26 protein-coding genes are annotated in these 22537 nt (G+C 70.0%); 14 read left to right on the plus strand and 12 right to left on the minus strand.

What is annotated here, in order from left to right:
- Positions 1–113 precede the first annotated feature (113 nt).
- A complete protein-coding gene (locus ACFYYH_RS02520) occupies positions 114–935 on the plus strand; it encodes a LysR family transcriptional regulator (RefSeq protein WP_388544799.1) in 822 nt (273 codons plus the stop codon).
- A gap of 32 nt (positions 936–967) precedes the next feature.
- Here the strand turns inward: ACFYYH_RS02520 and ppk2 are convergent, their stop codons facing one another.
- The 3 genes from ppk2 to ACFYYH_RS02535 all read right to left on the minus strand — a co-directional run bounded on the left by ppk2 (position 968) and on the right by ACFYYH_RS02535 (position 3704).
- Positions 968–1933: a polyphosphate kinase 2 gene (ppk2, locus tag ACFYYH_RS02525; protein WP_388544801.1), complete on the minus strand. Its 966-nt coding sequence runs from the start codon at positions 1931–1933 to the stop codon at positions 968–970.
- 153 nt (positions 1934–2086) lie between these two features.
- Positions 2087–2329 (minus strand): DUF6411 family protein, encoded by a 243-nt coding sequence (locus tag ACFYYH_RS02530; RefSeq protein WP_388544804.1) that lies wholly within the window; start codon positions 2327–2329, stop codon positions 2087–2089.
- A gap of 238 nt (positions 2330–2567) precedes the next feature.
- Positions 2568–3704: a phosphatidylserine/phosphatidylglycerophosphate/cardiolipin synthase family protein gene (locus tag ACFYYH_RS02535; protein ID WP_388545308.1), complete on the minus strand. Its 1137-nt coding sequence runs from the start codon at positions 3702–3704 to the stop codon at positions 2568–2570.
- 765 nt (positions 3705–4469) lie between these two features.
- On the opposite strand from ACFYYH_RS02535, the gene ACFYYH_RS02540 reads away from it, so the two are divergent.
- A complete protein-coding gene (locus ACFYYH_RS02540; protein WP_388544806.1) occupies positions 4470–6119 on the plus strand; it encodes a thiamine pyrophosphate-binding protein in 1650 nt (549 codons plus the stop codon).
- A gap of 275 nt (positions 6120–6394) precedes the next feature.
- On the opposite strand, the gene ACFYYH_RS02545 is transcribed toward ACFYYH_RS02540, so the two are convergent.
- The 4 genes from ACFYYH_RS02545 to ACFYYH_RS02560 all read right to left on the minus strand — a co-directional run bounded on the left by ACFYYH_RS02545 (position 6395) and on the right by ACFYYH_RS02560 (position 9589).
- The gene (locus ACFYYH_RS02545; RefSeq protein ID WP_388544808.1) at positions 6395–6682 is read right to left on the minus strand and encodes a hypothetical protein; all 288 of its coding nucleotides are present in this window, start codon (positions 6680–6682) and stop codon (positions 6395–6397) included.
- Positions 6683–6878: 196 nt separating this feature from the next.
- Positions 6879–7037: a hypothetical protein gene (locus ACFYYH_RS02550; protein ID WP_388544811.1), complete on the minus strand. Its 159-nt coding sequence runs from the start codon at positions 7035–7037 to the stop codon at positions 6879–6881.
- 309 nt (positions 7038–7346) lie between these two features.
- Complete coding sequence (locus tag ACFYYH_RS02555; protein WP_388544813.1) at positions 7347–8489, minus strand: hypothetical protein; 1143 nt, start codon at positions 8487–8489, stop codon at positions 7347–7349.
- Positions 8490–9265: 776 nt separating this feature from the next.
- Positions 9266–9589 carry a nuclear transport factor 2 family protein gene (locus tag ACFYYH_RS02560; RefSeq protein WP_388544816.1) on the minus strand — a complete coding sequence of 108 codons (324 nt, stop codon included), beginning with the start codon at positions 9587–9589 and terminating at the stop codon, positions 9266–9268.
- Between the two features lie 314 nt (positions 9590–9903).
- Here ACFYYH_RS02560 and ACFYYH_RS02565 point away from each other — a divergent pair, with 314 nt between their 5' ends.
- The 9 genes from ACFYYH_RS02565 to ACFYYH_RS02605 all read left to right on the plus strand — a co-directional run bounded on the left by ACFYYH_RS02565 (position 9904) and on the right by ACFYYH_RS02605 (position 14402).
- Complete coding sequence (locus ACFYYH_RS02565) at positions 9904–10155, plus strand: gas vesicle protein (protein WP_388545310.1); 252 nt, start codon at positions 9904–9906, stop codon at positions 10153–10155.
- Between the two features lie 36 nt (positions 10156–10191).
- The gene (locus tag ACFYYH_RS02570; protein ID WP_388544819.1) at positions 10192–10641 is read left to right on the plus strand and encodes a gas vesicle structural protein GvpA; all 450 of its coding nucleotides are present in this window, start codon (positions 10192–10194) and stop codon (positions 10639–10641) included.
- 3 nt (positions 10642–10644) lie between these two features.
- On the plus strand, positions 10645–11358 hold the full coding sequence (locus ACFYYH_RS02575) for a GvpL/GvpF family gas vesicle protein (RefSeq protein WP_388544821.1): 714 nt from the start codon (positions 10645–10647) through the stop codon (positions 11356–11358).
- A 26-nt stretch (positions 11359–11384) separates the two neighbouring features.
- Complete coding sequence (locus tag ACFYYH_RS02580) at positions 11385–11651, plus strand: gas vesicle protein GvpG (protein ID WP_388544823.1); 267 nt, start codon at positions 11385–11387, stop codon at positions 11649–11651.
- A gap of 104 nt (positions 11652–11755) precedes the next feature.
- On the plus strand, positions 11756–12253 hold the full coding sequence (locus ACFYYH_RS02585) for a gas vesicle protein (RefSeq protein ID WP_388544826.1): 498 nt from the start codon (positions 11756–11758) through the stop codon (positions 12251–12253).
- On the plus strand, positions 12250–13122 hold the full coding sequence (locus tag ACFYYH_RS02590; RefSeq protein WP_388544829.1) for a GvpL/GvpF family gas vesicle protein: 873 nt from the start codon (positions 12250–12252) through the stop codon (positions 13120–13122). Before ACFYYH_RS02585 ends, ACFYYH_RS02590 begins: the two co-directional genes overlap by 4 nt.
- Positions 13123–13130: 8 nt before the next feature.
- Positions 13131–13478 carry a gas vesicle protein gene (locus ACFYYH_RS02595; protein WP_388545312.1) on the plus strand — a complete coding sequence of 116 codons (348 nt, stop codon included), beginning with the start codon at positions 13131–13133 and terminating at the stop codon, positions 13476–13478.
- Positions 13475–13987 carry a gas vesicle protein K gene (locus tag ACFYYH_RS02600; RefSeq protein WP_388544831.1) on the plus strand — a complete coding sequence of 171 codons (513 nt, stop codon included), beginning with the start codon at positions 13475–13477 and terminating at the stop codon, positions 13985–13987. Before ACFYYH_RS02595 ends, ACFYYH_RS02600 begins: the two co-directional genes overlap by 4 nt.
- Positions 13988–14027: 40 nt before the next feature.
- Complete coding sequence (locus ACFYYH_RS02605; protein ID WP_388544833.1) at positions 14028–14402, plus strand: DUF6479 family protein; 375 nt, start codon at positions 14028–14030, stop codon at positions 14400–14402.
- A gap of 285 nt (positions 14403–14687) precedes the next feature.
- Here the strand turns inward: ACFYYH_RS02605 and ACFYYH_RS02610 are convergent, their stop codons facing one another.
- The 4 genes from ACFYYH_RS02610 to ACFYYH_RS02625 form a co-directional block, all read right to left on the minus strand.
- Positions 14688–15215 (minus strand): DUF4142 domain-containing protein, encoded by a 528-nt coding sequence (locus tag ACFYYH_RS02610; protein ID WP_388544835.1) that lies wholly within the window; start codon positions 15213–15215, stop codon positions 14688–14690.
- 280 nt (positions 15216–15495) lie between these two features.
- Positions 15496–17136, minus strand: coding sequence for a phosphoglucomutase (alpha-D-glucose-1,6-bisphosphate-dependent) (gene pgm, locus ACFYYH_RS02615; RefSeq protein ID WP_388544838.1), 1641 nt, complete (start codon positions 17134–17136; stop codon positions 15496–15498).
- Positions 17137–17426: 290 nt separating this feature from the next.
- Positions 17427–18149: a chitinase gene (locus ACFYYH_RS02620; RefSeq protein WP_388544840.1), complete on the minus strand. Its 723-nt coding sequence runs from the start codon at positions 18147–18149 to the stop codon at positions 17427–17429.
- A gap of 13 nt (positions 18150–18162) precedes the next feature.
- Positions 18163–18681 (minus strand): lytic polysaccharide monooxygenase auxiliary activity family 9 protein, encoded by a 519-nt coding sequence (locus ACFYYH_RS02625; protein WP_388544843.1) that lies wholly within the window; start codon positions 18679–18681, stop codon positions 18163–18165.
- A gap of 591 nt (positions 18682–19272) precedes the next feature.
- Between ACFYYH_RS02625 and ACFYYH_RS02630 the strand changes: the two genes are divergently transcribed.
- Entirely contained in the window at positions 19273–20844 is a 1572-nt protein-coding gene (locus ACFYYH_RS02630; protein ID WP_388544844.1) for a M1 family metallopeptidase, read from the plus strand.
- Positions 20845–20991: 147 nt separating this feature from the next.
- Here ACFYYH_RS02630 and ACFYYH_RS02635 read toward each other — a convergent pair whose 3' ends face one another.
- Complete coding sequence (locus tag ACFYYH_RS02635; RefSeq protein WP_388544846.1) at positions 20992–21561, minus strand: metal-dependent phosphohydrolase; 570 nt, start codon at positions 21559–21561, stop codon at positions 20992–20994.
- Between the two features lie 223 nt (positions 21562–21784).
- Here ACFYYH_RS02635 and ACFYYH_RS02640 point away from each other — a divergent pair, with 223 nt between their 5' ends.
- The gene (locus ACFYYH_RS02640) at positions 21785–22168 is read left to right on the plus strand and encodes a luciferase family protein (RefSeq protein WP_388544849.1); all 384 of its coding nucleotides are present in this window, start codon (positions 21785–21787) and stop codon (positions 22166–22168) included.
- Between the two features lie 111 nt (positions 22169–22279).
- Positions 22280–22480 carry an antitoxin gene (locus ACFYYH_RS02645; protein ID WP_388544852.1) on the plus strand — a complete coding sequence of 67 codons (201 nt, stop codon included), beginning with the start codon at positions 22280–22282 and terminating at the stop codon, positions 22478–22480.
- Positions 22481–22537 lie beyond the last annotated feature (57 nt).

Below are 22537 nucleotides of genomic sequence, written 5' to 3' on the forward strand. Positions count from 1 at the left end.
GCTCTCTCCTGGATCGGACCCGCCGGCGACGGACCGGCTGTACGGGTTCCACTCCACCACCGCCATGCCCGGGGAGCCATGATCACTTGGGTATGGAGCAGTACCCTGAGGGTATGGATCGTCTGGAGACACGGGAGCTGAGCTACTTCGTCGCCGTCGCGCAGGAGCTGCACTTCAGCCGGGCGGCGCAGCGGCTGGGCATCTCACAGCCGCCTCTGTCGCGGGCGATCAGCCGTCTTGAGCGGCGTATGGGGGTGCCGCTGTTCGAGCGCACCAGCAGGCGCGTGCACCTCACCACGGCCGGCGAGGTGTTTCTCGCCGAGTCGCTGAAGGCGCTCGACGCCATCGACCACGCGGTGGCGACGGCACAACGGGCCCACGGCTCCACGCCTCTGAGGATCGCGACCAATCCGGGTACCGGCTCCGGGGTCCTGCGTGATCTCGTCACCGGCTACTCCCGGCTGCCCTTCGGCGCACCGGTGGAGATGGTCTTCACCCGGGACCAGGCCGGGGCGCTTCGCGCCGGGGAAGCCGATGTCGCTCTGCTGTGTGCCAGTGACGACCTGACAGGACTGGACACCATGGAAGTCGCCGTCGAGGCCCCCGTCGTCCTGCTGCCGGCCGGGCACCGCCTGGCCGGGCGCGCGACGGTGACCGTCGCGGATCTGCGGGACGAGGAGACCTTCGACGCCGACTGTCCTGTCGTGGCGCTGGACGAACTGGTGGATCTCGTCGCCGTCGGCCAGCTCATCGCGGTCGTCGGGGAGAGCGCGGCGGACCGTACGGGCAGTACCGTCGTCGCCGTTCCCGTGGCCGACCTTCCCGACACGGACCTGCTCCTCGCCTGGCCGGGGGGAGCGGCCGTCCCCTCCGCCGAGGTGTTCATCCGCGCGGCCGGGAATCCGGTCACCGGACGGGGCTCTGCCGTCTCCTGAACCCCGCCCCTGCCGGCGGTGACGAGGTTTCCTCAGGCGGTATCGGGCGGTTCCGGGTGGTTGCCGGGCCCGTGGACGCCGGGGGAGAGGGGAGTGGGGGAGAGCGCGGTGTCTTCCTCGCCGGGTTCGAGAAGGGTGTCGGCGGCGCCGACGACGAGGGGGTCCGGGGTGCCGACCGCCTCGGGATCCTTGCTGGTGTAGTCGATGCGCGAGAGGAGACTGCGCATCGTTTCCAGCCGGGCGCGACGCTTGTCGTTGCTCTTGACCACGGTCCAGGGGGCGTGGCCGGTGTCGGTGGCGCGGAACATGTCGACCTTCGCCTCGGTGTAGTCGTCCCAGTGGTCCAGGGACGCGAGGTCGGTGGAGGAGAGTTTCCACTGGCGCACCGGGTCGACCTGCCGGATGGCGAAGCGGGTGCGCTGCTCGGAGCGGGACACGGAGAACCAGAACTTCACCAGGACGATGCCGTCGTCGACCAGCATCCGCTCGAAGACCGGACACTGGCTGAGGAACAACTCGTACTCGTCCTTCGAGCAGTAGCCCATCACCCGCTCCACGCCGGCCCGGTTGTACCAGGAGCGGTCGAAGAAGACGATCTCTCCCGCCGTCGGCAGATGCGCGATGTACCGCTGGAAGTACCACTGGCCCGTCTCCCGCTCGGTGGGCTTGTCCAGGGCGACCACCCGGGCACCGCGGGGGTTGAGCCGCTCGGTGAGGCGCTGGATCGTGCCTCCCTTGCCGGCCGCGTCGCGCCCCTCACAGACGACGATCACCCGCGCGCCGGTGTCCTTGGCCCAGCGCTGGAGCTTGAGCATCTCGATCTGGAGGACGCGTTTGATCCGCTCGTACTCCTTGCGGCCGACCTTGCGGTCGTAGGGATGGTTCTCCCGCCAGGTCCTGAGCGGACGCCCGGTCCCGTCCAGCACGATCGGTTGCTCCCGTCGGCTGGTGTCCACGGTCAGCCCGGCCAGCAGTCTGTCCGCCTCGTCGTTGTGCATCGCCCGCACCTTCCGCATCGCTCTGTGTACCCCGTACGTGGTGCGCGTGGCCTCGACGGTCGAGGACCGGAGCCTGCGCCGACCGCCGAGGCCGCGCAGGCCTCGGCTTCCCTGAGGAGCGGGCCTGTCGGCCCGGTCCCGGCGCGGTCAGGATCAGAAGGGCATACGTCCCCGGGCCCGGCGGCCGGCCGAGCCGCTGCGGCCCACGGCACGGGAGCTGGTGTGGAAGGGCTTGCTGAAGAGCCTGCCCAGGACACCGGGCGCCTTGCCGCCGACGCGCGCGCCGGCGCCGAGCGAACGGTGCGTGCCGCGTTCGGGATGGCGGGACAGACGGGGAACGAAGAAGGCCAGTACGGCCAGGACGACACATACGGCGACGATCGCGACAACCACCATGAACGGACTCCCTCGGATTGATCGGATATGAGGCGTCTGCCCCGTCCGGCCGCCGGTATGTGGTCCGCGGTGGCACGGTCCGGTGGGCGGTGGCAGCCGTGACGCGGGGTCACACCGGGCACCGCGCCAGGGCGTTCGAGGAGCTACGGGAGGGGGCCACCGGAGACAGGCGACAGGAAACGGGCCACAGGAACGGGTGACAGGAGCCGGGCCACGGGAACGGGCGGCGGGAACCGGGCTACAGGAAGCGGCGGATGGGGGCGACGGCCGCCTCCCGCAGCCGCTGTGTGACGGAGCGCCGCTTCCAGCGGGCCTTCTCGATCCGCTCGCTGGCCCGCAGGTCCTCGTCGAAGTGCCGGTCGAGAGTCGCGGTGAACTCCTCGTCCAGGACGGCGAGCATGACCTCTTCGTCGTGGTCGAGGGAGCGGCGGTTGAAGTTGGTGGATCCGATCAGGGCGGCGACCTGGTCGACGGTGATGACCTTGGCGTGCATCATCGTCGGCTGGTACTGGAAGATCCGCACACCGCAGGCGAGAAGGTCCTCGTAGTAGTGCTGGCCGGCCAGTTTGCAGACCCGCTTGTCGGTATGGGGACCGGGGAGCAGGATCTCCACCTCGACGCCGCGCCGGGCCGCCGCGCACAGCAGGTCGACGAAGTAGGCGTCGGGGGCGAAGTAGGCGGTGGCCAGACGGAAGCGGTCCTGGGCGGATTCGATCATGACCCGCATGAGGGTCTGCATGTCCTGCCAGCCGAAACTGGCCGAACCGCGCACGACCTGCACCACCGCGTCGCCCTGCGGCTCATGGCCGGTGAAGCGGTCGTGCCCGTCGAAGAGAACGTCGTGGCACTCGGCCCAGTTCTGGGCGAAGGCGGCGGCGATGCCATCCACCGCCGGACCCTGTACCCGCACATGGGTGTCGCGCCACTCGTTCTTGTCACGGGCGTCTCCGCACCACTCCTCGGCGATGCCCACCCCGCCGGTGTAGGCCACGGATTCGTCCACCACCAGCACCTTGCGATGACAGCGGTGGTTCTGCTTGGCCGGGGAGAGGTGCAGGGGCTTGCGGAACCAGCTCACCTCGGCGCCGGCCCGGTCCATCAGATCCAGCAGGTCCTGCTCGATGAGCCGGCTGCCGAATCCGTCGAGCAGCAGCCGTACGCGCACACCGTTGCGGGCCCGGTCGGCCAGTGCCTCCGCGAACTGACGGGCTATCTCGCCCCGCCAGTACACGAAGGTCATCATGTCCACGGTGTGCCGGGCCTCTCGGATGCTCCGCAGCATCGCCGGGAAGATCTCGTCCCCGTTGCGCAGCGGCAGAAGGGAATTGCCTTCCGTGGCGGCGATACCGATCAGCCGCTCCAGACGGCGGCGCATCCGCTGCTTGTGCTCTGCCAGGGGCAGCGGCGGCCCGCTGGTCCCTCCGGTCTCCGTGCCCTCTCCGGGCCTTCTGGTACTTCTGGTACTTCTGGTCTCCACGGCTTCCGCGGTCCTTCCGGTCGTTTCCTGCGGATCCGACTCGCTGCGTGTGTGTGTCACGGGCTCCCCCTGGCCGGTCGAAGAAAGCTGCCCCGCGCGTCCGGCGCCCGCCGAGGCGGCCGACTGCGCACACGCCCGGCGGACCGGCGGCGGCGCCGACAGCGCCGCGACCGGCTGATCCGGGGGTTTCAGCGACCGGGATTCTTTTGTCCCGGCGCGGAAGGGCCAAACCCGGAGACCCGCGGATCCGGCCGGACAGCCGGACAGCCGGACAGCCGGACGGTGCCGCTGCGCTGCGGTGCGGTGCAGTTCGGCGCGGCGCGGCGCGACGCGACGCGGTGCGGTGCGGGAGCGGTCTCGGGCGCGGGAGCGCTGCGGCTTCGCTGCGACAAAAGCGCGCACCAACAGAAGTCGTACGCCATACGGGACCTGTTCCGGCGGGAGTTACGCCGAATCGGTAGCGCCTCGGGATCGCGGTACTCACCGCGCCCTGTCGTCAGGATTCGCGGCGTGAGGGTGGATTACGCTCTGCCTCTCCTGTGACGGCCGGGAAACCCGTTCGGCCGCACCGTGAAGCGCCCGCGGGGAACGACACCGTCCCATTCCGCCGAAAGCATCGGCGCCTGTTGGTTCATGACCGGCCGCACCCGAAGGGAATTTCCGATGAAGGCATTCCAAGCTGTCACCGACGCGATCGCCGCCGAAGGGCTCGACCATTTGTTCGCCGTGATGGGGGACGCGAACCAGGATCTGATCGTGGATCTGGGCGAACGGCACGGCACGACCTTCGTCCACGCCCACCACGAAGCCGGCGCCGTCGGTATGGCCGACGGTTACGCCCGGTTCAGCGGCAAGCCCGGTCTGGCGTCGGTCACCCAAGGACCCGGCTGCACCAATGCCACGACCTCGCTGGTCGCCGCGCGGCTCCACCGCACACCGCTGATGGTGCTCGCCGGACACGCCTCCCTCCGCGACCCGTACAACCCACAGGGAATGGTGGACCAGCAGGCACTCGCCCGGCTCACCACCGAGGCCACCGCCCGACTGGAATCGGTGCACAACGTGGACTACTGCCTCGGGGAGGCGTTCCGTCAGATCAAGGTGCGGAAAGGGCCGTTCATCCTGAATCTGCCCCAGGACATCCAGCAGTCGGAGATTCCGGACCCCGGGTGGACCTACCGGCCGATGTATGTGCCGAATGCCCTCCAGCCGCCGCGTACCCAGGATGTCGAGGAAGCGGTCAAACTGCTCGTGTCGGCCCGGCGTCCGTCGATTCTCTGCGGACTCGGTGCGAAGAACTCCGGAGCCGAGCCGGAGGTGCGCAGGCTGGCCGAACATCTTGGCGCCCCGGTGGGAGTGTCGATCATGGCCGCCGGACTCTGCGCGGACTATCCGCTGTATCTGGGGGTCAGCGGCGGCCTGGGGTCGGATCTGACGGTGGAAACGCTCGCCGAGAGCGATGTGATGGTGGTCGTCGGCGCCAGCCTGAACGAATGGACGACCGACTTCGGCAAACTCCTGGCGAACGGGAAGAAGATCATCCAGATCGACGACCGGCCGGACGCCTTCGGCTGGTTCGCCCGCGTGGCCGTCGGGATGACGGCTGATGCCAGCACGGCCGTCGCGGCTCTGGCGGACCGGCTCGCCGGGACGGCGGACGCGCGCCGGCCCGATGCCGGACTCGTACAGCGGCTCCAGGACGACCGGAAGCCGGCGGCCGTGCACTACAACGACGGGGACGCGACGGATCCACGCCGGGCGGTACGGCACCTGGAGGACGCGCTTCCGAAGGACGACCGCGTCCTGGTGCTCGACGGTGGGCACGCGGCCATGGTCTGCGCGAAGATCCTCACCGTGCCGCGCGCGGAGAACTGGGCGATCGGCTGGGACTTCGGCGCCATCGGCCAGGGTCTGGCCCTGGCGATCGGCGCCTGTTTCGCGCGCCCCGGACAGCGCGTCACCCATGCGACCGGGGATGCCTCGTTCATGATGAACGTCGCCGACTTCCAGACGGCCGTGCGCCACAAGCTGCCGCTCACGGTGGTGGTCTTCAACGACAACGCGGTGGGCCAGGAGAAGCACGATCTGGTCCACAAGAAGCTGAACCCGTGCTACGCCGACATGCCGGAACCGGACTTCGCGGAACTGGCGGCCGGCTTCGGCGCCAGGGGCTTCACCGTACGCGGGCCCGACGACCTCGGGGAGATCGACAGAGCGCTGGCCGTCGAGGACGGCCCGGTCCTGGTCGACGTACGGATCAACGGCGATGTCGAGCTGGCGGCAAGCTGGGAGATCGCCAAGCACCTTAGCTAGGGCCTCTCGTTTGGATCTTGCTGGGCTCGCGTGCCCCGGCACCGCGCCTCGCCGCGTTGACGGCGGAGGACGGAGCCGACGCTCCGCGTGGGCTCCCTCCTTCGCCTCGCGATCCACGGCACCAGACCCCGCTCCCTCATCCAGCCAGATCCAAACGAAAGACCCTAGGCCCTCTCACAGGGGGTGCGCCGGGAACGGGATCTGTCGGTCTCGGGCCTGCGCCGCCCGCCGCAGGCCGCTCACTGCCTCGACCGTCCTCGGAGAGGGAAGCAGGTTCAGTCGAGCCATCGGGAAGCGAGCCCGGTGAGATAGGAAAGAGTCAAGGCGGTGGTGGTGAGCTGAAGAGCGAAGGTTCCGCCGGCCCCTTGCGTGAGGGCGGTCATGGCGACAGCCACCCAGATGCTGGTGCACCAGCTACAGCTGACCAGATAAGAGGGTTTGGAGTCATCGCCGAAGCGATCGGCGATCCAGGTGCGAAAGCCCGCCGCGAGCGTGTCCTTCGTGATGAATCTGGTGACGCGGCACGTGGCGCCGAGGGAGAGAAGAAACTCTACGAGCGTCATGAGGTCCGTCCCGTAACCGTGAGTGTGCCGAGAAGATCGGCAGAACGGGGCCGGGGCCGGCCGTTCTTCCTTCCCGGTCGGGAAGCGGCGGCCCCGGCTGACCGGTCGAGCGGAGCGGGGGCCCAGGGCGTCGGCGAAGTCGCTGTTCGGACCACGCCCCGGGCCGCGGAACCACTCTCGCGTCGGCGGAGGTCGGTTACTGACTCACGGGGACGATGGTGCCGACCCCGCCCGCCCGCAGGTTGGCGGCATGCGCCTCTTGCCAGGTGTAGTACACGCGAACGCTGCCGTCGGGCAGGATCAGCTGGAAGGCGTTGACGGTCTGTTGGGCGCCTCCGCCGCAATTGCAGCCCATGTCGTACTCCTCTTGTCGCTCTGTTGACGGCGGTGCCGACGGACCGCACGGCACCGATGTGTTGCCCGCGGCGACCTGGAAGGGCCGGGGCACAGACGTCCGCTCCGGTCCCCTCGTGGGGTCCAGGGGGCCTGGCCTCGGCGCACCGCGGTGCCTCTGGGCCTATCCTGGTGAGCCGAGCCGTCCCCCGTAGTTGCGTTACGGGGGACGGCTCTTCTACGGGTCGCTCGTCGTTTCCTGGACAGGCTCCGGCGCTTCAGACGGGCAACCGCACGCTTCCGGGTGTGCGGGCCGCGAGCCGGTGGAGCCTTAGATGCAGGGGGACAGGGTGCTGGAGGAGGTGAGGAACCCTCCGGGCACGGGGGTGGTCGCGGTGAAACCGGACGCCAGCTGGAAGACGGTGAGGTTGACCGGGCAACTGGCGTTGCCGTTCACGTCGGCCACAGCGGTGCACAGCACGGGGCCCCCGGCTCCGTCGGAGTGGAAGGTGACCACCGCTCCCGGAGTCGCACCGGTCACGGTGAGCGTGGTGTGTGCGAAGGACCAGGGCAGCGGGGGGAAGTTCAGCGTGTAGCAGGCCGGCCGTGCCGTGAAGCCCTGTGCCGCGCCGACGGTCACGGTCCCGGTGGCGACGACGTTGACGCAGGTGCAGGTGCCGCCCACGGCGTTCACCGTGGCCGTGATGGTGTTGGCTCCGGCGGGCAACGAGGACGTGGTCGTCGTGGCCTGGCCGGAGGCATTGGTGGTGCCGGTGAAGGAGAGGCCGCCGGGGCCGGTGATGACTACCGCAGCGCCCACGACGGGGGCGCCGCCGCAGGTGACGGTGGCGGTGAGGGTCACCGGCTGGCCCAGGGTCGGGGTGGCGGGCGACGACGTCACCGCGACCGTGCAGGCCGCCGTCGAACCGACGGTGACGCTCGTCGTCACGGTGGTGCCGATGCAGAGGCAGGTGGGGGGGAGTCCCGTGAAGGCGACCACCGTGGCCGTGATGGGGTTGATACCCAGGGGCAGTGCTCCGATGTTCACGCTGGCGCCGAGGCCGCCGGCGGTGATGCTGAAGAAGGGGCCGTTGGGGGTGGTGAGCGCCACCACCGCACCGTCGACCTCGACGCCGTTACAGGTGACGTGGGTGGTGAGGGTCACCGGCTGGCCCGCGGCCGGGTTGGCGGGCGTCGACGTCACCGTGATCGCACAGCCCGTCGCGGCGGTCACGGTCTGCGTGGCCACGGCAGTTCCGCTGGTGGCGCCGACGGCCACCACCGGTCCCGTCGTGGTCGCCGTGAAGGTGGCGACCGCCACACCGCCCGCGTTCGCGTTGACGGTCTGATTGGGCTGTGCGTCGTACTGGAAGGTGATCGGTTCGCCGAGTACGGCCGGGGTGGCCGTGGCCGTGGCCGTGAAGGTCTGGCCTGCCGTGGTGGTTGCGGGGGTGAGGACGAGAGCGAGTGCCATGATGGCGCCCCTTTCAAGGCTCCGTGAAGGAGGTGGGGGCTGACGCACTCCGGAGAAATGAAAATATCCGGGTTGCTCACCTGCCGGGGTGCCCTGAAAACCACGGCAAACCGCATCACAGCGGAAGCCGTTCATGGTCCCCGCCAGGGGATGGGCACCCCACCGTCGGTAGCACCGATTGAAGTGACTGACCGGCGGCCAGGCCACAGTTGGCCTTGGAATTAGCCCGATTGGCGCAGCGCACTCGCCGGGGCTGAGCACGGCGTAAACGTGGCACATCCAACCCGAACACCCAGGCGGCGCGTGCTCCGACCCGGGGCGCGAGCCGGACCCGCCCGAGCATCCCCCGACCCTGCTCCCGCGCAGCCGGGAGGGATCTCACTTCCCGGTTCTCACGGAACCGTGCGCCGCGCGTGACAGTCTTCCGTTTCACGGCTCTTGTCGTTCTGATCGTCAGGTCATCACAAGGTGCAGCAGCGCCAGGGCGCGAGTACGCGGGGGGACCGGACCGCCCCCGCGGAGCCTGTATGATCATGATGTAACTCCGGTTCACCACACGGGGTCACGCGTCTGTGGTCCAAGGAAAGACGTCCGCCAGCCGGCGGGAAATGCAGGTGCAAGGCCTGCCGGGCGCTCAATACACCAGGGCCCTTCCTCGCGTGAGGAAGGGCCCTGATGCTGTGTGCGGACGCTCACGCCGGCACCGTGTGCGGACATGAGACAGGCGGCTGTGATGCGCCGCGCCCGGCCTTCGGGCCCCGGGACCTGCGCGCCGCTCAGCCGGTGATGCGCATCAGCGACAGCCGTTCGTCGACCACGACGAAGGTGAAGTCGGACGGTCCGTTGAAGCCGTCGCCGCCCACGGTGGCGCTGACCGTGACACTGTCGGTGGCCGAGCTGCGTACCCCGGTCACGTCGAGGCTGACGCGGACGCCGATGAACTCCTTGTCGCTCCACCCCCGCACCGCGTCATGTCCACGGAAGAGCCGGCCCCAGTCGTCGACCGCGCCGTTGGGCGCGAAGCAGTCCAGGAACGCTTCGGTGTCCCCGGCGTTGGCCGCGTCCAGAGCCCTCCGCACGACGGCGGGTACAGCGGTCATATCGGTCTCCTGAGGTCGTAAGGACGAGGATACGGCGGCTACGGGCGGGGCGCGTGGGAGCCGGCCGGCCCGGTCCCGCCGACCGCTCTCGTTGCCCGTCCCACATCCCGGGTGTTTCATTGATAAGGGAATAAGTGCTGGAAATCCGGCACATCGGTCCCATCACGGTCCCATCACCACGGACGCGAAGCGGGAACAATATGGCCGAGCGGCGGGATGTGAACGGCAGGGGGCGCGCGAGAACGGCGTCCCACGACCGGGCCGCCCACGTCCGGGACGAGCAGGAGGAGCGAGAACCCTCGCGCCCTTTGCCGATGGGCCGGGCGATGCGGGAGGCCAAGGAGCAACTGGCCGGACTTCTCGGCAAACAGCCCGAATCGGTGTCGGCGGTCAAGCGCACCGAGGAGGGGTGGGAGGCCGACGTCGAAGTACTGGAGATCTCCCGGGTGCCCGACACGACCAGCGTGATGGCCAGCTACCGGGTGCGTCTGGACGAAGACGGTCAGCTCATGGAGTACGAGCGCCGCCACCGGTACGCACGCGGCCAGGTCGACCGGTCGCGGTGATCGCTGGTAACCGCGTGACCACGGAAGGGAGTCGTCGTGACTGTAGCGCCGCAGCAGAGTGGCCAGGCCGCCGTCGGAGGAGGCGGCGGCGGAAACCTCTATGACGTCGTGGAGCTGATCCTTGACCGCGGCCTGGTCATCGACGCGTTCGTCCGCGTATCCCTCGTCGGCATCGAGCTTCTCAAGATCGACGCACGTATCGTCGTGGCGAGCGTCGACACGTATCTCCGCTTCGCGGAGGCCTGCAACCGCCTTGATCTGGAAGCCGGGCGCAAAGCCCCCGACACGCTGACGGGTCTGGTCGGCGAAGTCACCGAGAGCGGTGCGCGCGGCAAGAGCAAGGGCGCGCTGACCGGGGCGGTGGAAGCCATCACGGACTCCCTCCAGGGAGGGCGCGCGGGCGAGGAGGACGACGAGGAGGCGGAGCTGGAACCGAGGCGCCGGAGCGCGCGGAAGCGTCCGGCGAGACACCGCGAGGAGGAGTAGCCGATGTCCGTCTACGTCTACGCCATCACGTCGTCCGAGAGCCGGCCGCGGCTGGACGATCTGCACGGTGTGGGAGAAGCGGCACCTCCGCTGCGGACCCTCACCGAAGGTCCGCTCAAGGCCGTCGTCAGTGACGCCCCGGAGACGCTGCGGGCCAAACGCAGGGATCTCGGCGCCCATCACAGCGTCCAGGAAAGGCTGCTGTCCGAACGCGCGGTCCTGCCCATGCGGTTCGGTCTGATCGCCGAGGACGACGACGCGGTGCGCGCGGCTCTGGACGAGAACGTCGAGCGGTACACGCGCCGTCTCTCCGAACTGGAGGGCCGGGCGGAGTTCAATCTCAAGGCGGCGGCGGACGAGGACATCCTGCTGGGCCGGGTGCTGGCGGAGTCGGAGGAGATCCGCCGGCTCAACGAGGCCACCCGGGGCGGTGCCGGCACGTACGAGGAGCGGATGACGCTCGGAGAACTGGTCGCCCGTGATGTCCAGGCGCTGCAGGACGGCGTGACGGCCGACCTGGTCGAAGCGCTGCGGCCCTACACGAGTGCCGAGACGGAGAGCGGTGCCACGGCGGACCACTTCCTCGCCGTGTCGTTCCTCGTGGACCGGGACCGTGAACGGGAGTTCGTCGAGGCGGGGAAGAAACTCGCCGAGCGGTACGGCCCGGAGATCGAGGTGCGTATCCGGGGGCCGCTGCCGCCGTACAGCTTCTCCTGAGGGACGCACGAGGTGAGGAGTCCGCGATGGGCCTGCTGACCCAGATCCTGACCCTGCCCCTGGCGCCCGTGCGCGGCGCCGGCTGGGTGGTGAACCGGTTGCTGGAGGCCGCGGAGGAGGAGGCCTACGACACCACCCCCGTCGAGCGCCAGCTCGCCGAGCTGGAGAGGGAGTTGCTGGCCGGGCATATCGACGAAGGTGAATTCGACCGCCGTGAGGACGAGTTGCTGGACCGGCTGGAGGACCTCCGGCGTGCGCGCGCCGGTGCCGTACCCCCGCCGGGTCCGCAGTAACGAGTGTACGACGCCGAACCGGCTGAGCTGACAGGATCGAGGCCTGGTGCACCGTGACGGATCCGACTTCCGCCCGACAGCCCGCTCCGAGGCCGGCGCCGAGTATGTCGCCGTACGGCCAGGGGTCCGGACAGGGATCGTCCGCGAACCTCGCCGACATCCTCGAACGGGTCCTGGACAAAGGCATCGTCATCGCGGGCGACATCCAGATCAACCTGCTCGACATCGAACTCCTGACCATCAAACTCCGGTTGCTCGTGGCCTCCGTCGACAAGGCCAAGGAGATGGGCATCGACTGGTGGGAACACGATCCGTCCCTCTCGTCCCGGGCCAGGGAGGACAGCGGCAGGCCCTCCCTGGCGGAGGAGAACCGGCGGCTGCGGGCCGAGGTGGAGAACCTGCGCCGGCGGTCGCCCGCCGCCGTCGACGGTCCGGCCGTCGCCCTGGAGGACGCGGCCTCGCGGGAGGCCTCGCGGGAGGATGAGGAAGCGGCGGTCCTGGACGAGGAGTTCCCCGACGAGGAGCCGCCGGCCGAGGAGGGCCGCCGGGCCGTTCCGCGCGAGGGGAGCGCCGGGCGGCGGAGGAGGGGCGGTGAGCGATGAGCGCGCCGCAGATGAGTTACAGCTACGCCGTGACCCGCGCGGACGCCGGACTGGAGGAAGAACTGGGCCGGCTGCGCGGGGTGGCCGGTGCGCCGGTGCGCCTGGTGCGCGCGCGGGGGCTGGCCGTGGCGGTGAGCCCTGTCCCCGAGCGGGACTTCGGGGAGAGCGCGCTGAAGGCGCGGCTGGAGGATCTGGACTGGCTGGAGTCGGTGGCCCGCGCGCATCACTCCGTCGTGGAGGCGATCTTCGCCCGTACGACGGTGCTCCCCCTGCGGCTGGCCACTCTCCATCTCGACGACGACCGGGTACGCGACATGCTGGACCGGCGTTCGGAGGAGTTCGCGGGACTCCTCGACCGGCTCGCCGACGGCGTGGAGTGGGGCGTCAAGGTGTACGCCGTGCCTCCTCCGGCGCCCAGGCCCGCGCCTCGGTCGCCGGCACCCGCCGCCACGGCCACCACCGGCCGTGACTATCTGCGCGGCCGCCGGCAGCAGCGCACATCGAGCGAGGACGCCTGGCGGGCCGCACGCGATGCCGTGCTGCGCGTGGACGCCGCCGCCCGTGGCCTCGCCGTCGACCGGGTCCAGCACCGCCTCCAGGAGGGAGAGCTGGCCACCGGACCGGGCCACAACGTGGCCAATGACGCCTATCTCGTGCCCAGGGAGAGGGCGCACGCGTTCCAGGAGCGGGTCCGAGACGCTGTCGAGGGTCTCGACGGCATCCGTGTGGAGATCACCGGACCATGGGCGCCGTACTCGTTCACCGCCTCGGACGACCCGGGGGACGCCGCCGATACCGAGGGCGCCACCGGCACCGGCGCCGTCAGCGACGACGACGGCATGGCGGAACGGGAGGCGGGCACCCAGTGACCGACGGTATGCACCCCCCGACGCACTCCGCCGACCTGCGGTCCTGGTCCGAGGGCGACGGGTACGACACACGGCCGCTCGCCGGCCGCCAGATCGCGCTGATCGATCTCCTCGACCGGCTGCTGACCGGAGGCGTGGTGCTGACCGGTGAGCTGACCCTCTCCATCGCGGACGTCGATCTGGTACGGATCTCCCTGCGGGCTCTGATCGTGTCCGTCCGCGCGGAACACACACGACAGGCGCGGCTGGAAGCGGAACAGCGGACCCCGGAGACCCCGGAGACCCGGGCCGACCGTGTGGACCGCCCGGAACCCCCGGCCCGCGGCTACGGACCGGTGACCGGGAGTACGACATGAACCGCGAACCCCGGAGCCAGGGCCGCGAGCCGGCCGATGGTGAGCCGGCCGACCACGGGCCGCCCAGCCGCGAGCCGGCCGACCACGGGCCGGCCGGCGGCCGTCAGCCGGTCGTCCGTGACCTGGACGGGCTCACCGAGGCGGTGTCCGACGTCGCGCGCCTGCTCCCGACGGGCCCGGACGATCTCGCGGGGCCGGAGGATCCCCCGGCCCCGGAGGGCCGGGGCGCGCGCCTCTCCCGGCGGCTGCACACCGACCAGGACACCGTCGAACGGGACCTGGTCAGACTGGTGCTGACCATCGTGGAACTGCTGCGCCAGCTGATGGAGCGCCAAGCCGTCCACCGGGTCGACCAGGGCGATCTGACGGAGGATCAGGAGGAGCGGATCGGGATGACCCTGATGCTGCTCCACGAGCGTATGACCGAACTCTGCGATCGCTACGACCTCACGATGGAGGACCTGAATCTGGATCTGGGCCCGCTGGGCCCCCTGCTTCCCCCGCAGTGACGACCGCGTGATGTCCCGGCCTGTGGGTACGCGGAGGTGCATGAACCCATCGATCACATACGGGAGCACAGCCGATCTCGCGGTGAGCGGCGCCGGACTCTTCGGTATGGCACTGGTGGCGGGGCTGGCCGTGGTGGCCCTCCTCCTCGGCGCCTTCTGGTGGGGCGGGCGTCTGCGCGAGCGGCGGGCCGCCCCGCCCCTCCCCTCCGAACAGCCGGCCCGGCCGGCCCGGCCCACCCACGCCGAGGGCGAGGTGACGCCCGCGGACTCCTTCCCGGCCGACGGGGAGCGGCTGACACCACATCAGCTCGGCGGACACGGCGGCCTCGGCGGACACGGCGACGAGGCGCGGCGGCCGTCGGGCGGTGGACGGTCCGGCCGTGGCGGACGCTCCGACGGGACCCCCGGCACCTGACGGAGGACATCCGGCGTCCGGAGGACGTCCGGCGTCGCGAGGCGTTTGTCGTCGGGGTGACATCCCACCCGCGGCCGGCCGCTCCCCGAGAGGCGGCCGGCCCGTACGCACGAGCCGTGGTCCGGGTGGGAGCGTGACCGCCGGGGCGGCCCGCCCGAATCCCGCCATGGTGGGCCGGCCGGAGTCCCGCCGCCGGCAGGCCGGGGGCGTGGTCCGGCCGCTGTCGCGGTCGTGGGGGCCGCGACAGCGGCCGGTCTCAGCCCGAGGGCGGACGGCGCCGCGAGGTCAGCTCGGGTTCAGCTCGGCCTTGCAGTCGCGGATCATGTCGAGGTGGTCCTCCACGATGGGGCGAGCCGCGCGGGCCGCCGCCTTGACCTGGGAGTTGCTCCCCGAGTCGATCTCGTGGTCGATCAGCTTGATCGTCTCCACGTGCCCCTTGTCCTCGGTGGTGAGCCAGGCGCCGTCGTAACCGCTCGTGCCCGCCTTCGACTGGACGGCGGCCAGCGCCTCCTTCTGTTCCTGGGAGGGCCCGCTCGGCAGGGAGACGCCCAGTTTCCTCGCCAGTGCCTTGACGTCGGTGTCCAGTTTCCTGTGGTCGCGCACCAGTGTGGCGCCGACCGTCTTCACGCATGTGGCCTTGGCGTTCTTGCCCGCGTCCTCACCTGCTTGGATCTCCGCCAGGTTGCCCTGGTGGATCGCCTTCAGGAAAGGCGCGTCATCGGGGGCCGCGGCCGCCGCGAACGCGGAAGGCGCCGATATGCCGGCCAGCGCTGCCAGTGTCACGGCAACGGCGATGCGTCGCACAGCATTCATCTGCGTTGCTCCCTTCGCCCGGCCTGGAGAGCACACAGGTCGTGTCAGACCGGTCGATGAACGGGCACGCGTGTCGGTGTCCGATGGTCATGCTTTCCCTCGACACGCCGGGTGTTCACACAAACACCTCATTTATCACGCGAATGGCCCTTATCGGCCGTGTTTCGGTGGGATCGCTTTTGGTGCCGCCCGGCGCGCCGCCGCGCCGCTTCCCCGCACAGCGGCGGGAGGGGCGACGGGGCGGCGGCCGGAAGGCGGGATCGTACGACGGTCCTCCGGTTCAGCCGTCCAGGGCCGCCGAGACGACGCCCTTGGCCTCCTCCTGGACCCGGCCCAGATGGTCGGTGCCGAGGAAGGACTCGGCGTAGATCTTGTAGACGTCCTCGGTGCCCGAGGGGCGGGCCGCGAACCAGGCGTTCTCGGTGATCACCTTGATGCCGCCGATGGGCGCGCCGTTGCCGGGTGCCTCGGTGAGCACCGTGGTGACCGGTTCGCCCGCGAGGGTGTCCGCCGTCACCTGCTCGGGCGAGAGCCGGGCCAGGACGGACTTCTCCGCGGGGGTGGCGGGCGCGTCGATACGGGCGTAGGCGGGCGCCCCGAAGCGGCCGGTGAGCGTGGCGTAGTGCTCGGAGGGCGTCCTGCCGGTGACCGCGAGGATCTCGGAGGCGAGCAGGGCCAGGATGATGCCGTCCTTGTCGGTGGTCCACACCGACCCGTCGCGCCGCAGGAAGGACGCCCCGGCCGACTCCTCCCCGCCGAAGCCCAGCGACCCGTCCGCCAGCCCGGTCACGAACCACTTGAAGCCGACGGGCACTTCGACCAGCCTCCGGCCGAGATCCGCGGCGACCCGGTCGATCATCCCGGACGACACCAGGGTCTTGCCGATGCCCGCCGTGGCGGGCCACCGCTCCCGGTGGGCGTAGAGATAGCCGATGGCGGTGGCGAGATAGTGGTTGGGGTTCATCAGCCCGGCGTCCGGGGTGACGATGCCGTGGCGGTCGGAGTCGGCGTCGTTGCCCGTGGCGATCTGGTATTCGTCGCGCCGGTCGATCAGCGAGGCCATGGCGTACGGCGACGAGCAGTCCATCCGGATCTTGCCGTCCCAGTCCAGCGTCATGAACCGCCAGGTGGGGTCGGTCAGCGGATTGACCACCGTCAGATCGAGCCGGTGCTGCTCGGCGATCCGTCCCCAGTAGGCGACCGAGGCGCCGCCCAGCGGATCCGCCCCGATCCGTACCCCGGCAGCGCGCACCGCGTCCAGGTCCAGTACGGCGGGCAGGTCCGTCACATAGGTGCCGAGGAAGTCGTACCGGCCGGTGGCCGGCGCGGCCAGGGCACGGGCGTAGGGGATCCGCCGTACGTCCTTGAGCCCGCCCGCGATGATCTCGTTGGCGCGGTCCTGGATCCAGCCGGTCGCCTCGGAACCGGCGGGACCGCCGTTCGGCGGGTTGTACTTGAACCCGCCGTCGGCGGGCGGGTTGTGGGACGGTGTGACCACCACACCGTCCGCGAGCCCCGAGGCGCGCCCGCGGTTGTGCGTGAGGATGGCGTGCGACACCGCCGGGGTGGGGGTGTAGCCGTCGTCGCTGTCGACCAGCACGGTCACGTCATTGGCGGCGAAGACCTCGATCGCCGTCACCCGGGCCGGTTCGGACAGCGCGTGGGTGTCGGCGCCGAGGAAGAGCGGCCCGGTGGTGCCCTGCCCGGTCCGGTATTCGCAGATCGCCTGGCTGGTCGCGGCGATGTGATCCTCGTTGAACGCGGTGGCGAGGGACGAGCCGCGGTGTCCTGAGGTCCCGAACGCGACGCGCTGACCCGGCTCGCCCGGGTCGGGGCGCAGCGCGTAGTACGCGGTCACCAGCCGGGCGACATCGATGAGATCCTCCGGCCGGGCCGGCTGTCCCGCTCGTTCGTGCGGCATCTGCCCACTCCTCCAGGTCGGTTGCTGCGATCGGTTCGCCGTCCCATTTTCCCGGGCCGTCGGCGCGCGGGGCGGGCGCCCCGCCGCGGAGACGTTCCTGCCCAGGGGCATGCCCCCCGGAGGCCGTGCCATCCGCGGGGGAGGAGGGTCCGTCGGAGATCACACCGGGTGCGCGGGCCGCTCAGCGGGACCGTGCCGGACGGGCCGCCGGGCCGCCGCGCCGGACACAGGTGAAAGGGCGGTGCCACCGGTCGGTGGCACCGCCCTCGCTGTGCGTCACGGTCTACGCCTCAGCAACCGAGATTGCCGCCCGTTCCCACCCCGAGGATCTGGCTGAAACTCGTGTAGCGGTCGATCCGGCTCTGCACCTGGGCGGGGTTCCCGCCGTTGCATTCGATACTTCCGTTGATACTGCGAATGGTCTCGCCGAATCCCGCGCCGTTCACCATGGCATTGTGCGGAGTCATGGTTCCCGGTCCGCTCTGGGTGTTCCAGTACCAGAGCCCGGTCTTCCAGGCCACGGCGGAATCGTTCTGCACGAGATCGGGATTGTTCAGCAGATCGATCCCCAGTGCGTCACCCGCGGCCTTGTAGTTGAAATTCCAGCTCAGCTGGATCGGGCCGCGGCCGTAGTATTTGGCCTGACCGGCGGGACAGCCGTACGGCTGTGACGCGTCGCAGTAGTGCGGGTAATTCGCCGTGTTCTGTTCCACCACATGGACCAGACCGCCGGTCTCGTGGCTGACGTTCGCCAGGAAGGCCGCGGCCTCCTGCTTGCGCACGGTGTCGCTTCCCGTGCCCGTGAAGCCCGGGTAGGCGCTCAGCGCAGCGGTCAGTCCGCCGTACGTGTAGAACGGATTCCGGTTCGGGAACATCTGGTTGAACTGGCTCTCGCTGACGACGAAGTCGGCGGCCGGCGCCGATCCGGCGACCGACGAGGGTGCCAGGGCGAACAGGGAGAGAGCGGCGGCCGAGGCGGTCGCGGTGAGCAGTCCGAGCAGGCGGGTACGCATCGGATCCCTTCCCTCAGCCGCCGACGTTGACGTCGACGCAGGCGTAGAACGCGTTGGTGGTGTCCGCGACGTTCCACACCGCCAGGACCTTCTGCTTCCCCGTCAGGCCACCGAAGTTCACCTGGTGGCTGACCGTGGCGCCGGGCTGGGCCCCGTTGTCGTTGAACTCGGCGATCTGCCGTCCGCCGGCGAAGTACTGCCAGGTGCTGGTGGAGTGACGTGCGGTCAGCCTCCACTGGAAGGTGGTGGTGCTGCCGACGGGCGTCACGGCCCAGCCCTTGGAGTCGTCGTCGAGGTCCGAGAACCGTGAGTTCCCACCGCTGCAACTGGTGAGTCCCTTGGGCCCCTCCACGCTCTGCGGTTCGTAGGTGATATCACCGCAGCTGATGGTTCCGGCGGCGCACTGGGCCTGCCTGCTGGGAGGCGAGGAGATATATCCGTGGGCGCTCGCGGAACTCGCGGGGAGGCTCACGGCGAGAACCGGAGCGACGACGGCGCCGAGCACGGCGGCCATTTTCCTTTTCGCGTGCATGCGTTCTCCTTCACATCAGGTCTTCCTGCGCGGTATTCGCACCGTGGGGGATCCGAATACGGCAGGTCGGCCTCTCGAGTGTGGGGGCCAAGAGGCGCGAAGGGCGGTGGCGGATTCCTTTCCGGGCGCACCGTCGAAGGCGTTGCATCCGGAAAGGTCTCGACCACTTGGCCTAGACCATACCGGCCGACGTGTCCTCGTCAAGGGTGTACGGCGAAAGACCGGTTGAGGCGCGCGGAAGGTGACGGACGGTCACGAGGGGCTGTGTGGAGGGAGCGTGGACGTACGGGGAAGCGCGTGAAGGGGCATGGCGCGCCGGATGAAGTCCTGAGAGCGGATTCTCCTGGTAAGGCACATAAAATGCCGATATTCATCTCGCCGGAATGAGGCGGGCATCCGCTGGGGGACCGTTATGACGTCGCGGAGCGGTACGGACACGGCGGCACCGGACGCCCTCCGCCAGGCCGACGGGCCGGCTCCAGCGGCTCGGTGCCGGGATGCCGGGAACCGGCCATGACACGTGGACGTCCAGGGAGTTGACGTGATCATTTACGGTCCGCACCCTGTCAGGCAACGAACCGAAAGAGACACATGCGATACCGCACCCGAGTGACGGCGCCGGCCGCCGCACTCCTCGGCACAGCAGCAGCTCTCACCCTCTCCCCGGCCGCGCTGGCACAGAGCGCCGACGGCCGTGACAGACGGGACCACAGAGGCAGTGGGACCCCGGGCGGGGACAGCCTCGGCGACCCCGTCTATCCGGTGATCGGCAACACCGGATACCGCGTCTCCGCCTATCTGCTGGACTTCACCTACCACGCCGACACCAAGCTGGTCGACGCGAGTGTCACGGTCACCGCGCGCGCCACCCAGGACCTCTCCCGCTTCTCCCTCGACGCGGTCGGCTTCGTCGTCCGGGCGGTCTGGGTGGGCGGGCGCACGGCGGTCTTCGAGCAGCAGGCCGAGAAGCTGGTCGTCACCCCGCCGTCCCCCGTGGCGGACCGGAGGGAGTTCACCGTACGGGTCGACTACACCGCGGACCCGCGCAAGATCGCGGCCCCCTACAACGGCTGGGTGCCCACCCCCGACGGCTTCGCGGTGGCCGCGCAGCCGGATCTGGCGCGCACGATCTTCCCGTGCAACGACCACCCCAGTGACAAGGCGGACTTCACCTTCCGCGTCACCGCGCCCGAGGGGCTGACGGCGGTCGCGACCGGCTCGCTGGTCTCCACCAGGAAGGCGAACGGCACCACCACCGTCACCTACCGCTCGCGCGACCCGCTCGCCACCGAGCTGATCCAGGTCACCGTGGGCGACTACCAGGTGGTCGAGCGGCAGGGCCCGAGCGGGCTGCGGCTGCGCGATGTCGTACCGACCGCCCGCGCGGCGGCACTCGAACCGGCACTGTCCCTGACGCCCGGTCAGCTCACCTGGCTGGAGCGGCGGCTGGGCGCGTTCCCGTTCGAGGCGTACGGCATCCTGCCCGCCAACACCGACGATCCCAACGCCTTCGACTTCACCGGTCTGGAGACCCAGACCCTCACCATCTACAAGCCGAACTACCTTCTCCAGACGGAGAATCTGATCGGCTCGCACATGATGCACGAGCTGGTCCACACCTGGTTCGGCAACCTTGTCTCGCCCGCCACCTGGGCCGATCTGTGGATGAACGAGGGTCACGCGGACTACTACGGGCTGCTGTACCGGTACGAGCGGGGCTGGCCCGACTCGCTCGGCCTGACCACCATGGAAGCCCGGATGAAGGACGTCTACTCCCGGGGCGACCAGTGGCGCCAGGACGCGGGTCCCGTCGCCGCGCCGACGGCGGCGACCCTCTTCCACAGCCAGCGCTACACGGGTGGTGTGCTGGTCCTGTACGCGCTGTGGTCGCTGGTCGGCGAGGACGTCTTCCGCCGTATCGAGCACACCTTCCTCGACCGGTACCGCAACTCCAGCGCCTCCACCGAGCAGTACATCGCCGTGGCCTCCGAGGCGGCGGGGCAGGATCTGACCGGCTTCCTCACCGAGTGGCTGTACGGCACGAAGACCCCGAGGATGCCCGGCCACCCCGACTGGACGGTCACCCCGCCGACCGGCTCCACCGCGCGCCGGGAGCTGCGGCCCGGCACGGCGAAGGACTCGGGCAGCGCGACCCTGGGCTAGGTTTTCTGGCTTCCTGACGCCCCGGTGGGGCTCCTTCCGGGGCCCTTCCCGGTGGGGCCTCACCCGGTGGGGCCCGGGGCACCGCACCGTTCGCGGTCTTCGGCGGGAGCCCCGTTCCCCCGTTCCCCCGTTCCCCCCGTTCCCCCGTTACCGGTACCGGGGACGCGCGCCGGCGTGATGGCGGCCGGCCGCGACCGATTCGAGGACCGGCCGCCAGTCCTCCATGATCCCCGCGTCCGGTCCGACGGTCCCGCTCTCGTCGTCGGCGCGGCGCAGCAGCAGCGCGTCCTCGGCCAGCGGGTCGAGGACGAACGCCTCCACCTCCGCCCGGTTCATCGCCCCGCCCTGGAGCCGCAGGGTCCGCGCGCTCCGCTCCGAGAGCGTGTGCCACGGTTCCACCGCGGCCAGATAGCGCTTGGCGGGCACATGGAGCTGTACGAGCCGGGCCACCCGGACTCCGAGCAGCGGGCGCACGGCGTCGGCGGCCCGGTCCGCGTGGCCGGCGTCGTCACCGGGCAGCAGCAGATGGCCCAGATCGTGGACCAGACCGGCGATCTGGAGTTCTTTGTCCGCGGGGTGCCTGCGGCGCAGCAGGGCGGCCGTCCGAAGGGCGTGGTCATGGAGATCGACGGGGTCGCCGCCGCGCTCACGCGTGTCCCGGACGCCCCGGCACGCGTGGAGGAGATCCATCAGCTCATCGACCGAGTTCGCAGCCATGGCGGCCCTTTCTCGTCCTGGAACGTCTGCCGTCGCCCTGCCGAGGAGATCATGAAGGGGTGAACGGGCCGCCGGACGGAGCGCTGAACACATGACGAACAGAAGCCGTCGGACCGAGGCCCGTCCGAGGCGGGCCTACCGGCGAGGAAGGGCAGGGGAAGTCAGGCATATTCGTTCCTGATTTCCCCTGTGCGCGGAGGTCGGTGTACGGCACGCTGAGAGCATGAACGCTGCCAGACATGCCGGCGAACGGCTGATGACATGGCCAGGTCTCAGCGGTGGCCGGGCCTATTGCGGCACAGATCCGTGCGTACGCACGGGTACACAGGAAATAGTGCACTTCCACGGTGAGAACGAAGCGGATGTTCATCTCACCAACGCCATGATCGCCAAGCTTCGTCCGGCACTCAAGAGGTCCACCGCCCTTCGGCTGCGGGCCGGCTGCGGCTGGGTCACCGTACGGCTCGACACCGGCGCGGACATCGATCTCCTGGTCACTCTGGTCAGCGCCGCGCTCCAGGCCGTCGCCGGGCTCCCCGACGAGGACGGCACGGGTACGGTGAGGGACCCCTGCACCCGGCAGCGCTCGTACGCGTACTCCCGCTGATGAACGGCGGCCGATGTCCGTACCGCTGCCGGGGTCCGTACGGCTGCGGATGCGGGATCGCCGGACAGCGGTGAAGGTGGACAGGAACACGTTCCGAACGAGGAGACGGACATGTCGATGCTCGACAAGCTGAAGGGCCTCATCAAGGGGCACGAGAGCACGGTCCGCCAGGGGGTGGAGAAGGCGGGCGACGCGTTCGACAGGAAAACGGGGAACAAGTACCGGGGGCAGGTCGACACCGCCCAGCGGAAGATCAACGAGCAGCTCGGTACGCATGAGCCGCCCCGCGACAACCGGCCGCCGGGCACCTGACGGGCGGCCACCCGACACGGGCCGCCGGCGTGAAGGCGCTTTTCCGCAGGAGGACTT

This window comes from Streptomyces sp. NPDC002018, assembly GCF_042890865.1.
Taxonomy (GTDB): Bacteria; Actinomycetota; Actinomycetes; order Streptomycetales; family Streptomycetaceae; genus Streptomyces.